Source organism: Paracoccus litorisediminis (assembly GCF_009711205.1).
Lineage (GTDB): Bacteria > Pseudomonadota > Alphaproteobacteria > Rhodobacterales > Rhodobacteraceae > Paracoccus > Paracoccus litorisediminis.
Genome location: NZ_WMIG01000007.1, coordinates 115782 through 128928 on the forward strand (window position 1 = coordinate 115782; position 13147 = coordinate 128928).

The 13147-nt window shown below is 64.2% G+C and carries 14 protein-coding genes; 7 read left to right on the forward strand and 7 right to left on the reverse strand.

The features are described 5' to 3' along the window. Positions 1-3: 3 nt before the first annotated feature. Both GL300_RS14195 and GL300_RS14200 read left to right on the forward strand, forming a co-directional pair. Entirely contained in the window at positions 4-1515 is a 1512-nt protein-coding gene (locus tag GL300_RS14195) for an ABC transporter substrate-binding protein (RefSeq protein WP_343043052.1), read from the forward strand. 66 nt (positions 1516-1581) lie between these two features. Further along, a complete protein-coding gene (locus tag GL300_RS14200) occupies positions 1582-2463 on the forward strand; it encodes a dihydrodipicolinate synthase family protein (protein ID WP_155040307.1) in 882 nt (293 codons plus the stop codon). Here the strand turns inward: GL300_RS14200 and GL300_RS14205 are convergent. Beyond that, positions 2460-3704, reverse strand: coding sequence for an ATP-binding protein (locus GL300_RS14205; RefSeq protein WP_155040308.1), 1245 nt, complete (start codon positions 3702-3704; stop codon positions 2460-2462). The genes GL300_RS14200 and GL300_RS14205 overlap by 4 nt on opposite strands. Before the next feature lie 4 nt (positions 3705-3708). After that, positions 3709-4422 (reverse strand): response regulator, encoded by a 714-nt coding sequence (locus tag GL300_RS14210; RefSeq protein ID WP_155040309.1) that lies wholly within the window; start codon positions 4420-4422, stop codon positions 3709-3711. A 244-nt stretch (positions 4423-4666) separates the two neighbouring features. On the opposite strand from GL300_RS14210, the gene GL300_RS14215 reads away from it, so the two are divergent. Then, positions 4667-5098 (forward strand): hypothetical protein, encoded by a 432-nt coding sequence (locus tag GL300_RS14215; protein ID WP_155040310.1) that lies wholly within the window; start codon positions 4667-4669, stop codon positions 5096-5098. Between the two features lie 52 nt (positions 5099-5150). On the opposite strand, the gene GL300_RS14220 is transcribed toward GL300_RS14215, so the two are convergent. Both GL300_RS14220 and GL300_RS14225 read right to left on the reverse strand, forming a co-directional pair. Beyond that, entirely contained in the window at positions 5151-7079 is a 1929-nt protein-coding gene (locus GL300_RS14220) for a MacB family efflux pump subunit (RefSeq protein WP_155040311.1), read from the reverse strand. Between the two features lies 1 nt (position 7080). Further along, a complete protein-coding gene (locus GL300_RS14225; RefSeq protein WP_155040312.1) occupies positions 7081-8292 on the reverse strand; it encodes an efflux RND transporter periplasmic adaptor subunit in 1212 nt (403 codons plus the stop codon). Between the two features lie 232 nt (positions 8293-8524). Between GL300_RS14225 and GL300_RS14230 the strand changes: the two genes are divergently transcribed. Together GL300_RS14230 and GL300_RS14235 are read left to right on the forward strand one after the other, a co-directional pair. Further along, positions 8525-8767: a hypothetical protein gene (locus tag GL300_RS14230; RefSeq protein WP_155040313.1), complete on the forward strand. Its 243-nt coding sequence runs from the start codon at positions 8525-8527 to the stop codon at positions 8765-8767. A gap of 86 nt (positions 8768-8853) precedes the next feature. Continuing rightward, complete coding sequence (locus GL300_RS14235; protein WP_155040314.1) at positions 8854-9459, forward strand: pyridoxamine 5'-phosphate oxidase family protein; 606 nt, start codon at positions 8854-8856, stop codon at positions 9457-9459. A gap of 59 nt (positions 9460-9518) precedes the next feature. Here GL300_RS14235 and GL300_RS14240 read toward each other — a convergent pair whose 3' ends face one another. The 3 genes from GL300_RS14240 to GL300_RS14250 form a co-directional block, all read right to left on the reverse strand. Further along, on the reverse strand, positions 9519-9728 hold the full coding sequence (locus GL300_RS14240) for a hypothetical protein (protein ID WP_155040315.1): 210 nt from the start codon (positions 9726-9728) through the stop codon (positions 9519-9521). 52 nt (positions 9729-9780) lie between these two features. Next, positions 9781-9987 carry a cold-shock protein gene (locus GL300_RS14245; RefSeq protein ID WP_155040316.1) on the reverse strand — a complete coding sequence of 69 codons (207 nt, stop codon included), beginning with the start codon at positions 9985-9987 and terminating at the stop codon, positions 9781-9783. 579 nt (positions 9988-10566) lie between these two features. After that, on the reverse strand, positions 10567-11001 hold the full coding sequence (locus GL300_RS14250; RefSeq protein ID WP_155040317.1) for an Lrp/AsnC family transcriptional regulator: 435 nt from the start codon (positions 10999-11001) through the stop codon (positions 10567-10569). A gap of 108 nt (positions 11002-11109) precedes the next feature. On the opposite strand from GL300_RS14250, the gene rocF reads away from it, so the two are divergent. Then, entirely contained in the window at positions 11110-12036 is a 927-nt protein-coding gene (gene rocF / locus GL300_RS14255) for an arginase (RefSeq protein WP_155040318.1), read from the forward strand. Positions 12037-12042: 6 nt separating this feature from the next. Then, positions 12043-13092: an ornithine cyclodeaminase gene (locus GL300_RS14260; RefSeq protein ID WP_155040319.1), complete on the forward strand. Its 1050-nt coding sequence runs from the start codon at positions 12043-12045 to the stop codon at positions 13090-13092. Positions 13093-13147: the final 55 nt, after the last annotated feature.

The window sequence follows — 13147 nt, forward strand, 5'->3', positions numbered from 1 at the left end:
GAAGTGAAGAATGCTCTGAGATTTGGCGCCGTGATCCTTGCGGCGGGGCTTGGTGGGGCGGTGCTGCCCGCTTACGCCGCCGATACCGATATCAAGATTGTCCTCAGCGAGGATCTGGACCTGCTCGAACCCTGCATGGCGACGCGCTCGAATATCGGCCGGGTCATCATGGAGAATGTCAGCGAGACCCTGACCGAATACGACACCCGCAATGGCAAGGGCCTGATGCCGCGTCTGGCCGAAAGCTGGAGCCAGCAGCCCGACGGCTCGTGGCGGTTCAAGCTGCGCGAGGGGGTGAAGTTCTCGGATGGCACGACCTTTGACGCCAAAGACGTGAAGCATTCCTTCGACCGGGTGATGAGCGACAAGATCACCTGTGAATCCCAGCGTTACTTCGGCGGCATGACCGTCACCCCGGAAGTGGTCGACGACCTGACCATCGACTTCAAGGCCGATCCGGTTCAGCCGATCCTGCCCCTGCTGCTGTCCTTGGTCACCATCGTCCCCGAGGAAACCCCGATCGAGTTCATTCGCAGCCCGATCGGCACCGGCCCCTATGCGCTGACCGACTGGAAGCCCGGCCAGCAGATCGTGCTGTCGCGCCGCGACGATTACTGGGGCGAGGCCCCGAAAGTCACGCAGGCGACCTATCTGTTCCGCACCGATCCTTCCGTCCGCGCCGCCATGGTTGCCACCGGCGAGGCCGATATCGCCCCCTCGATCGCGCGTGAGGATGCGAATACCCCTGCCACCGACTTCACCTATCTGGATTCGGAAACCGTCTATATCCGCCTCGACAGCTCGGTCGCGCCGGTCAGCGATCTGCGGGTGCGCAAGGCGCTGAACATGGCCATCGACCGGCAGGCCTTTATCGGCACGCTGTTGCCCGAGGGCACGGAACTGGCCGTGGCACTGTTCCCGCCGACCACTGCCGGTTGGAACCCCGATATCAAGGTTCCCGCCTTTGATCCCGAAGGGGCCAAGAAGCTGTTGACCGAGGCCAAGGCAGCCGGCGTCCCCGTCGATACTGAAATCAAGCTGATCGCCCGCACCGCCAACTTCCCCAAGGTCACCGAGGTGATGGAGGCCGTGCAGCAGATGTTGACCGATGTGGGCTTCAACGTGAAGCTGGAATTCCACGAGGTCGCCGAGCATGAGAAATACTACTCGAAACCCTATCCGACCGATCAGGGCGTCTACATGCTGGCCGCCATGCATGACAACAACAAGGGCGACCCGGTCTTCACCATGTATTTCAAATATGCCAGCGACGGCCGGCAATCTGGGATCTCGGACCCGAAGGTGGATGATCTGATCGCCAAGGCCTCGGCCGCGACCGGCGACGAACGCGCCAAGCTGTGGTCGGAACTGGCGGCCTATGTGCATGACGACCTGGCTGCCGACATCCCGCTGTTCCACATGGTCAGCTATAGCCGCGTCGGCGAACGTCTGGACTTCAAGCCCAATATCGCCACCAACGGCCAGCTGCAGCTGTCCCATATCGGCTTCAAGTAACGCACGACCCCTCCCTTCCCTGCGCGGCGGAGCGATCCGCCGCGTCTTTTATGCCGGAGCTCCCTGATGACGAAAGAAGCCTTTGTCGCGCTGGTCACCTGTTTCAACGATGACGAGACGCTCAATCTTGATGCCACCCGCGCGCAGGTGCGCCGTCAGGTGGACGCTGGCAACAACATCATGTGCGCGGGCACCAATGGCGATTTCACCGCCCTGACCTATGACGAGAAAGTCACCCTGACCGAGGCCGTGGTCGATGAGGTCGCGGGCCGCGCGCGGGTGATCGTGAACGCCGGGATGCCCGCCACCTTCGAGACGGTGAAGCTGGCCCGCGAGTTTGACCGTATCGGCGTCGATGGCATCGCGGTCATCACCCCCTTCTTCATCGCCTGCACGCAGGACGGGCTGGTGCGGCATTTCTCGACCGTGGCGGATACGGTTGAAACGCCGGTCTATCTGTATGACATCCCCGCCCGCACCCAGAACCATATCGAGCCCGAGACCGCCCGCCAGCTCTCGGCGCATGGCAATATCGCCGGGATCAAGGATTCAGGCGGCGCGCAGGATACGCTTGAGGCCTATCTGAAGGTTGGCCAAGAAGTCGGTGATTTCGCGGTCTATTCCGGCCCGGACCATCTGGTCCACTGGTCGCTGCAAAACGGTGCGGCGGGCTGCATCTCGGGGTTGGGCAATGTCATGCCGCATGTGCTGGCCGCGATCATCCGCGCCTTCAATGCCGGCGATCAGGCCGAGGCCGCGCGCCAGCAGGGCATCTTTGGAGATTTCCGCAAGGACCTGTATGGGCTGGGTTATCCCCCGGCGCTGGTCAAGCGGGCGCTGTATCTGATGGACAATTCCGTCGGGGCCAGCCGCCAGCCCGCGCTGCTGCCCGATCCCGCGCAGGACGCGCAGATCGCCGAGATCCTGAAGCGTTACGCGTTGATCTAGGCAAGGGGCAGGGTGCAGACTTGCTCCAACCCGCGCGGTTCGCGGTTCCGGATGGTGATGCTGCCCTGATGACGCTCGATGATCTCGCGCGCGATGGCCAGTCCCAGGCCGGCACCGGGCACGGATTTGCGCCGGGCCGGATCGACGCGGAAGAAGGGTTCAAAGACGCGGGACAGCATGTCCTCGGGCAGGCCGGGGCCGTTGTCGAGGATGCGGATCACCGCGTTATTGCCCTGTCGGGTCAGCGACACTTCAGCCCCCATGCCATGGGTCGCGGCGTTCGAGATCAGGTTGCGCAAGGCGCGGGTCAGGGCCAGCGGCCCGGCGATCACCTCGGTCGGGGGCAGGGCGGCCAGCGTGACCGGCTGACCAAGGGCCTGCAATTCGCGCGCGATTTCGGTCAGCAGGCGGTCAAGGCGCAGCGGTTCGGTCTCGACGGCGCCGACCTCCTCGCGGACCAGTCGGATGGCGCTGTCGGCGATCAGGTCCAGTTCCTCAAGGTCGGACAGCCATTTCGCCCGTTCCTCGTCATCCTCGATGAACTCGGCGCGCAGCCGCATCCGGGTCATCGGGGTACGCAGGTCATGGCCCGCCGCCGCGACCAGCCTCATCCGGCTTTCCATCGCCTGACCCAACTGGCGTGACAGCCGGTTCAGGGCGCGGGCCGCTGCCCGCACCTCGCCCGGTCCGGTTTCTGGGATGGGTTGCATCACCCCGTCCGGGCCGATCTTGTCCACGGCATCCTCGATCAGTTGCAGCGGCCGGGTCAGCCGCCGCGCCGCGTGGATCGAGATGGCGGCACTGCCCAGCCCGATCAGCGACAGCCATACCGCCAGCACCTTCCATTGGCCGGGCGGCGGGCGCAGATCGGGGATCGGCAGGATCAGCCAGCCCCCTTCGGCCAGCGGGACCGAGACCAGAGGCGCGGCCTGCCCCTGAACATGGGTCACGACCACGGCGACCGGATCGCCGGTCCGTTCCAGCGCATGGCGCAGGAAATCCGTCATCCTTGTATCGGCGACACCATCAGCCGGACCGGATTGCAAAGGCGCGGGCAGATCCTGCGACCGCCCCTGACCCATCAGGGCAAGGGTCATGTGGATCTGCCGCGCCACCGGCTCCATCGTCGATTGCGGCGAGGGCGGCTGCATCACCTGCGTCGCGGTAAAGGTCGCCAGCACCGCGACCGAGACGATGGCGATGATCAGCAGCGCGGCGATGCGGGTGGTCAGCGAGTTCATCGGCTCAGCCACCGGTCCCGACAGTCACCGAAACCGCCAGCTGGTAGCCGCCATTGCGGACGGTGCGAAAGATCGCGCCGGGCTCTTTTTCAGCCAGCTTGCGGCGCAGCCTGCTCATCAGCACGTCGATCGAGCGGTCCAGCGGATCGCGGCCCCGGCCCTGGGTCAGGTCCAGCAGCTGGTCACGCGACAGCAGCCTGCCGGGACGTTCCAGAAACACATGCAGCAGGTCGAATTCGGCCCCGGTCAGATCGACCTCGGCTCCGTCGGCGGCGATGACGCGGCGCTGGCCGGGATCGACCTCGAAACCGGCAAAACCATAGACGCGGGCTTCGGGGGCGGGGGGCTCCTCGGGGCCAGCGCGGCGCAGGACGGCCTTGATCCGGGCGACCAGTTCGCGCGGGTTGAAGGGTTTGCCCAGATAATCGTCCGCACCCAGTTCCAGGCCGACGATACGGTCGACATCCTCTTTCAGCGCGGTGAGCAGAATCACACGCAGGTCCGGGCGGTGCTCGTGCAGCGCGCGGCAGATATCCAGACCCGAGCCGTCGGGCAGCATCACGTCCAGCACGATCAGGTCGGGGCGGCTGTCGGCAATCCGCGCCTCGCATTCACGGCGGTCGGCGGCGACCGAGATGCGAAAGCCCTGCCCCTCAAGATAGCGGCGCAGCAGGTTGCGGATTTCGGGATCGTCGTCGACGATCAGGATATGCTTCATTGCCATCACCTTGGGGCTTCGGGTCGTTTCTAGCCCGGTTTCCGCCGTCGCGCTGCGCCAAATTTGTGACGAAACTTTGCTGCCACAGGCGCGGAAACGCCCGGTTACAAATCCCGCCCCGCCAGAGACCTTTCGTCACATCGCGGACCTAAGTGCGACATGACCCGTCCGTAAGGCTGGGCTGGCCAGCCTGTTCCCCAAGACGGGCTGGTACAACCAAAGAGCAGTATGAAGGACATGACGGATGCGTCGATTTCTGATGATGACCGCGATCGCGGCAACCACCCTGGGCGCGGCCCAGGTCGCGCAGGCCGATGCCCGGCCCGATGGCCCGCCCCCGGTCTGCCGGCCTGACCAGAAGAAATGCCCCGAAGCGCCGCATGGCGTGAAGCCGCGCAAGGACGCTCCGCGCGAAGACCGTCGCGGCCCGCCGCCACCCGCCGAGACGCGTGGCAATGATCAGGCCCATCGTGGCCCGCGCCATGGTGACGGCCCTGAACATATCCGCCGCGCCGAAGTGGGTGATCACGGCCGCGTCTTCAAGCCCGGCCGCGACAGCCGGTTGGAGAAAGCCCCGCGCGGCAAGGAATACCGCGTCATCGACGACAAGCTGGTTCTGGTGAATAAGAAGGACAAGAAGATCGTGCGGGTCATCGGTCCCGCGCCACGCCAGTAAATTCGCGACATGCGGTATGCGGCGGCCGGATCACCCGGCCGCCGTTTTCTTGTCAGCCCGCCGACAGTGCCGCGACCGGGTCCAGTTTCGACGCGCTGACCGCGGGCATATAGCCAAAAACCAGCCCGATCCCGCAGGCGCTGGCCATCGCCGCCATGATCGAGGCGGTCGAATAGACCGGCTGGAAACTGCCCCCGACCTGCGCAAAGATCGCGCCAAAGCCCAAGGCCGCCAGCACGCCCGCGACGCCGCCGATCAGGCAGACCAGCACCGCCTCGATCAGGAACTGCGCCCGGATGTCAGAGCGCCGTGCACCCACCGCCATGCGCAGCCCGATCTCTCCGATCCTTTCGGTCACGGAAACCAGCATGATGTTCATCACCCCGATCCCGCCGACCAACAGCGAGATCACCGCGATGGCCGCGATCAGCATGGTCATGGTCTGGGTAGTGCTGGTGATCGTCTGGCGGATCTCGTCATTGTTGACGATGAAGAAATCCTTGGTGCCGTGGCGCTGGGTCAGGAAATCGGTGACCGTCTGCTGGGCAATCGTCATATCGGCATCATCGGCCACGCGCAACGTCAGTCCGCTGACGCTGGTCGAACCCAGATAGCGCGCCTGCACCGTGCTGTAGGGGGCATAGATGGTCAGGCTGGTGCTGCCGCCCGGACCGCGGCTTTGGGTTTCGGCCACGCCGATCACCCGCAGCGGCACCTTGCCCGCCATGAAGGTCTGACCCAGCGGGTCGCCCGTCGGGAACAGGCTTTGGCGGGTGTTTTCGTCGATGACCACGTCCTGGCTCATCGCGGTCACATCAGCCGCGTCGAAAGCACGCCCTTGGGTCAGGGTCACGCCCGCCACGTCGAAATACTGCTCGCCCACGCCGCTGATCTGGGCGGTTGCCTCGGTCGAGCCGTGGCGCAGGGTCTGGCTGGTGCTGACTGTCGGACTGACCGAGGCGACATGCGCCTGTCGCGCCAGTTGCACCCCATCCTCCAGCACCAGCGTCGTGACCTTGCCCGAGCGGGTATCCCCGAAATTCTGCCCCGGATAGATCTGCAGCGTGTTCGTGCCCAGACCGGAGATATTTTCCAGCACCTGCTGGCGCGAGCCTTCGCCAAGCGCCACCACCGACACGACCGAGGCGATGCCGATGATGATCCCCAGCATGGTCAGAAAGCTGCGCAGCTTGTTGGCGCGCATCGCCAGCACGGCCATGCGCAGCGCCTCGGCCAGCCGCCCGATGCGCGGCACGCCCGAGGGAGTGGCGGGTTGCGGGGCAGGGGTGGCGACAACGCTATCCGCACTGTCCGACAGGATGCGACCGTCCGCGATCTCGATGACGCGGCGGGCGCGGGCCGCGACCTTGGGGTCATGGGTGACAAGGATGACGGTGCGGCCCTCGGCGTTGAGTTCCTCAAGGATCGTCAGAACTTCCTCGCCGCTGCGGCTGTCCAGCGCACCGGTCGGCTCATCGGCCAGAATGACGCGGGCATCGTTGACCAGCGCCCGCGCGATCGACACGCGCTGCTGTTGGCCACCGGAAAGCTGGCCCGGATGGTGGCCCAGCCGGTCGCCCATGCCCAACCGCCCCAGCAGCGCCGCCGCCTTGTCGCGTCGCGCGGATGATGGGATGCCACGATAGATCGCGGGAACCTCGACATTTCCCAAGGCGGTCATTTCCGACAGCAGGTGATAGCGCTGAAAGACAAAGCCAAAGAACTCGCGGCGCAGCCCGGCCAACTGGCCCGGATCGAGCGTCGCGACCTCGCGCCCATCCAGACGGTAGCTGCCGCCACTGGGCCGGTCCAGACAGCCAAGGATGTTCATCAGCGTTGATTTCCCCGAACCCGAGGCACCGATGATCGCGACGAATTCGCCCTGTGCGATATCCAGATCGATGCCATGCAGCACGGTCAGGTCGCCATCGCCGGATGGATAGCTGCGGGTGACGCCGGAAAGTCGGATCAGCGGTTCCATCCTAGCCTCCCATCGGGGGCGGGCCGCCCATCATGCCGCCGGGGCCAGCAGTTGCGGGCGTGGTGGTGGCGCTGGCCTCTCCGGTCACGACCTGCTCGCCCTCGGTCAGCCCGGACAGCACCTCGGCCAAGACCTTGTCGTTCAATCCGATGCTGACCTGCCGCGTCTCGACCTTGCCGTTCAGGCCAAGGACGCGGACCTGCTGGCCGTCAGCCCCCGCGACCAGCGCCGCCGAGGGGATGGTCAGCGCGTCCTTGGCCGCGCCCAGAATGATGCTGACCTGCGCAGTCATATAGGTGCGCAGCTTGCCGTCCGGATTCTCGACCGGGATCAGGCCGGTGTAATAGACCGCCTCACTGGTGCTGTCCGAGGTGCTGTCCGCGTCGATGGCGCTGTCGCTGACGATGCTTTGCGGCGCGGGGGCGATGTCGCCCAGCACGGATTCGTAAGTTCGCGCGGTATCGCCCAGCAGGTGAAAGCGCACCTTCTGGCCCGGTGCCACCTTGGTGATGTCGGCTTCGGAAATCTGGGCATGGACGCTCATCCGGTCCAGCTGTCCCAGCACCACGATGGTCGGCGAGGATTGCGCCGCGTTCACCGTCTGCCCGGCCTGATTGACGATGGCCAGAACCGTGCCATCGCTGGGGGCGGTGATGCGGGTATAGGCCAGATTGGCCTGAGCAGTCTCGATCGCCACCTGCGCGCCGTCGATCTGCGCGTCCAGCGCGTCGATCTGGGCCTTGGCGGCGGCCACTTCCTCGGCGGCGCTGTCATAATCGCTATGGGCGGTGGTGTTGGTCTTCAACAGGCGTTGCTGGCGGGACAGGGTCTTTTCGGCCAGATCCAGCGCGGCCTGACGTTCGGCCTTCTGGGCCTGATAATTCGCCAGCGAGGATTGCGCCGTGCGCAGCGCGTTTTCCTGCGTGACCGAGTCGATCTCGGCGATCAGGTCACCCTGCTTCACCTGCTGGCCCAGTTCGACCGCCAGCGACGTGATCCGCCCCGAGACCTGCGCCCCCACAGCCACCAGCCGCTCGGGCTTCAACTGCCCCTCGGCCATGACGGTTTCCTCGACATCGCCACGGGTCACCATGGCGGTCTGATAGCTGGGCGTCGCGGCAAGGCCCGGCGTGATCCCGCTAAGTCGCAGCAGGCCGCCCCCGGTCAGCAGGCAAGCCACCAGCACCGCAAGGATGGTCACGGTTTTGCGCATATGTCCTTTCCCATGCAGGGCAGCGCGCATCGTGCGGCTGCCACGTCGATCATGATCTAGGCAGGGGACATGTCGTGGTTAGGTCCTGTGGGTGAGCAAGTGTTTCCACGTCGGGGAAATTTGTAAGGAAATGTTGCCACGGCTGGCCTGGCAACATTTCCTTACAAATCCGCAGGTGCGGCCCACCCCGCGGCGCGGGCATCATCGAACGGTCACAGAAGGGGGCCGGGACATGACCGACTGCGAAAGGGCCATTGCCCGGCGCCGTATGCTGCTTTCGGTGCCGCGCTCTGACACGACCGGGACGAACCGATTGGAGGCCGTGTCATTCTGCCTGTTGGGTCTGGATGCTGACGGGCTGCGCGTGCGGTTCGTCGACGGGCAGGGGCGGCTGCTGGATCTGTCGCTGAACCCCGTGGTGGCCGAGGCCCTGCGCGACTGCATTACTCTTGCCAAGCGTCTGCCGCCGGCCTGAGCCCTTTCGCGTTTTCGCGCGCAAAGTGGTATAATCATGCCCGCGACTCTGCCGGTCTGACAGAGTCATGCAGCGAGGCTGGCGTGATGGAAACGACCCGGCTTTATCATCGTGGCAATCGGGAACTGCAGGACATGTTCGACAGCCGCCGCATTGCCGACCGGCTTGAGGGCGTGACCCTGCGCGCGGCCTTCACCGACAGCGACCGCGCCTTCATCGAGGGCGTCGGGTTCTTCTTTCTGGCCACCGCAGATGCGCAAGGAAGGCCGGATTGTTCGTTCAAGGGCGGGATGCCGGGCTTTGTCCGGGTGGTCGGTCCGTCCGAGCTGGCATTTCCCGATTACGACGGCAACGGCATGTTCAAAAGCCTTGGCAATATCGCGGTCAATCCGGCGGTGGGGATGTTGTTCATCGCGATGGGGGAAGCGCCGCGCCGCCTGCGGGTCAACGGCACCGCCCGGATCAACCGCGACGATCCGCTGATCGGTGACTTCATCGGTGCGCAATTGCTGATCCGTGTCGAGGCGCAGGCGATCTTTCCGAACTGCCCGCGCTATATTCCGGGTCAGGACGGCCCCTCGATCTATGCGCCGCGTCCGGGCGTGCCCCCGATTGAACCTGCCTGGAAAGGCTTTGACGAATTCCGCGATGCCGTGCCGCCACGCGCGCCAGCGACGGGCGATAAAAAATAGGGGCCCCGGTTCACCGACGCCCCTATGACTTTGGTGATGGCCCGTGGCCGCAAGTTACATTATTTCTTGCGCTTTGTGGGTGCTGGCTTGCCTTGTGCAAGCTCGGCCGCTTCCTTGGCCAGACGCGCTTCCTTGAGGCTTGCGGTCAGCTCGTCACGGCGCTGGTTGTGATCGGCAATGATCAGACGTGCTTCGGTCGTTGTCCGGTCCAGCGCGGTTTGCGGCGCCTGCGGACTGAAAATCTTATTGTACTTATCCTTGGGTGCCATGCGGGCCTCCGAAATTTGGTCCGGCCATGATCGGCCGGACCAAGCAGCAGGATCAGGCGATGGCGAGGTTGCGCACGGACTCACGGCCGTCGCGGTTGGTCTCAATATCGAAGGTCACGGTCTGACCGTCATTCAGTTGGCGGATACCCGCGGCCTCAAGGGCCGAGATATGGACGAACACGTCCTTGCCGCCAGTTGCGGGTGCGATAAAGCCGAAGCCTTTGGTGGTGTTGAACCATTTCACGGTGCCATTGGCCATCGTGATGTCTCCTTTAGTGGATATCGCCCGCAACATGCGGCGATCAGGCACAGTCAGATCAAACCGCAGACTGCAGCCCCGAAAGGAGACAGGATGCAAAGGGAAAAAACGTTGCTCAGGTAAGATGGGATGTGCGCGGTCGTCTTTCAAGTCTGGTTGTCATGGACAGGTCGGATTGGAGCTGTGAGGCTGCTTTACCCACGGCCTCTCAACAAGCGAGGATGAGTTAATTTTATTATTAAAAATAATATGATATGATGTGTTTCTCAATATTTTCCGCTTTCCGGAGTGTCGGAAACGGCCATTCCCGGCCGCCCCAGGAACCCTGCGCTATAAGTTTCTAGGCATAGGATATGGTCAGGAAAATAATTGTTGCCTCTGACGGGAAGGTCAAATTCGCGGCAGCGAAGTATGGATCGGCCGATCCTCGGCGCTAAAGCCTCAGCAATCCATCAGCGCTGCGAGATCCATCAGCGCGGGACGGCCACGATGGGGACGATCATATCCGGGCGTGTGCTGATGCAGGATAAGCGTTTTCAGGACCTTGCGGCTGTGTTGCAAGGTCTCGCCACTTGGCGTTCAACGAGAGCCGCTGGCGCGTCGGGTCGACAGGATCAGGTTCGTCTCGGATGTCATCACGCCATCCATGTTGCGGATGCGGCGAATGACCTCGTCCAGATCGGCCAGCGAATCCGTCGCCAGATCGACAATCATGTCCCATTTGCCATTGGTCGAATGCACGGCCATCACCGCGGGCATCCCAGTCAGCCGCGCGGTGATGCGGTCGCCGCCGCGCCCTTCGATCCCGATCATCATCAGCCCGCGGACCGGCGCGACGGACACGTCCGATCGGGTCAACACCATGAATCCCGCGATCTCTCCGGTCGATTTCAACCGCTCCAGCCGCGTGCGGATGGTGGCGCGGCTGACCTTCAGCCGCTCGGCCAGTTCCGAGATCGAGGCGCGTCCGTCGCGGCGCAGCTCGGCGATCATTCCGTGGTCCAGTTCGTCCATTTCGGCAGTTATGCTTTCCAGTTTGGTCAGTCGACTTACCAAATTAGTCGAAATTCTCATTGAAGTCACCACGAAGCGGCGGGAAATCCTTCCACGAAGGAGACTGGAATGAACAGAATTTCACTGATCGGAGCGCCGGTGGATTCCGGGCAACGCCGCCGCGGCTGCCTGATGGGACCGATCGCGTATCGCGTCGCCGGGATCGAACGCGAATTGGCCGAGCTGGGCCATGAGGTAACCGATCTGGGCGATGTCGCACCCGGCGAACTGCCGCAGGCCGAATGCCCGAACCCCGCCGTGGACCAATTGCCCGAGACGCTGGGCTGGACCCGCGCGCTGCGCGCCCGCGTCGCCGACGCGCTGGATGGTGGCACGATGCCGGTGGTCATGGGTGGCGATCACAGCCTTGCGCTGGGTTCGGTCGCGGGTGCGGCGCAGCATGCCGCGCAGGCCGGACGGCCGCTGTTCCTGCTGTGGCTGGATGCGCATAGCGATTACCACACGCCGCTGACCACCGTGTCGGGCAACCTGCATGGCACGCCGGTCGCCTATATCGCCGGTCGCGAGGGCTTCGACGCCTTCCCGGCATTCCCGGCCCCGATCCCGGCCGAGAATATCTGCATGTTCGGCATCCGCTCGGTCGATGCTGCGGAACATGCGGCGCTACGCGAGACCAAGATCACCGTCAACGACATGCGGGTTCTGGACGAACGTGGCATTGTCGCGCCGCTGCGCGAATTCCTTGACCGCGTGCGCGCCGCGAATGGTATGCTGCATGTCAGCCTTGACGTGGATTTCCTTGACCCCTCGATCGCGCCTGCCGTGGGTACGACCGTTCCCGGCGGCGCTACCTTCCGCGAGGCGCATCTGGTTTGTGAATTGCTGCATGAATCCGGGTTGATGACCTCGCTCGATCTGGTCGAGCTGAACCCGTTCATGGATGAGCGCGGCCGTACCGCGCGCCTGATGGTCGATCTTGCCGGCTCGCTTTTCGGCAAGAAGGTGTTCGACCTCCCCACCCGCAGCTTTCTCTGAGGCATCATGCTGAAACCTTCCCAAACCGCCTACGTCCCCTTCGTCAGCGTCGAGAACATGATGCGGCTGGTCCTGCATGTCGGCATCGAAAAGATGCTGACCGAGCTGGCCGCCGAGATCGAGGCCGACTTTGCCCGCTGGCCGCTGTTCGACAAGACGCCGCGCGTCGCCAGCCATTCCGATATCGGGGTGATCGAGCTGATGCCGACCTCGGACGGTGAGACCTATGGCTTCAAATATGTGAACGGCCACCCGTCGAACACCAAGCGCGGGCTGCAGACCGTGACCGCCTTCGGCCTGCTTGCCGATGTGGCGACGGGCTATCCGCTGATGTTGTCGGAGATGACGATTCTGACGGCTTTGCGCACCGCCGCGACCAGCGCGATGGCCGCGAAATGGCTGGCGCCCAAGGGCTCGACCACCATGGCGATGATCGGCAATGGCGCGCAGGCCGAGTTCCAGGCGCTGGCCTTCAAGGCCGTCTGCGGCATCACCGAGGTCCGTCTTTACGACATCGACCCGGCGGCGACCGCGAAATGCGCCCGCAACCTGCAGGGGCTGGGCCTGAATGTCGTGTCCTGCAAAACCTCGGAAGAGGCGATGCTGGGCGCGCAGATCGTCACCACCTGCACCGCCGACAAGCAATATGCGACGATCCTGACCGACAACATGATCGGCAGCGGCGTCCATATCAACGCGGTCGGCGGCGACTGCCCCGGCAAGACCGAACTGCATCGCGACATCCTGTTGCGCTCGGGGATCTTCGTCGAATACCCGCCGCAGACCCGGATCGAGGGCGAAATCCAGCAGCTGGACGCCGACCATCCCGTCACCGAGCTGTGGGAGGTCATCACCGGCGCCGCTGAAGGCCGCAAGGACGAACGCCAGATCACGCTGTTCGACAGCGTGGGCTTTGCGATCGAGGACTTCTCGGCTTTGCGCTACGTTCATTCGCGCCTGAAGGAATCGGGCCTGTTCGTCGATCTGGACATGATCGCCGACCCGGATGATCCGCGCGATCTGTTCGGGATGATCCTGCGCGCGCAATCCGCCTGACAAGGCCGCGGCGCGGCGGGGCATCGAGCCCCTTCGCGCCGCATTTCCCCCAGCG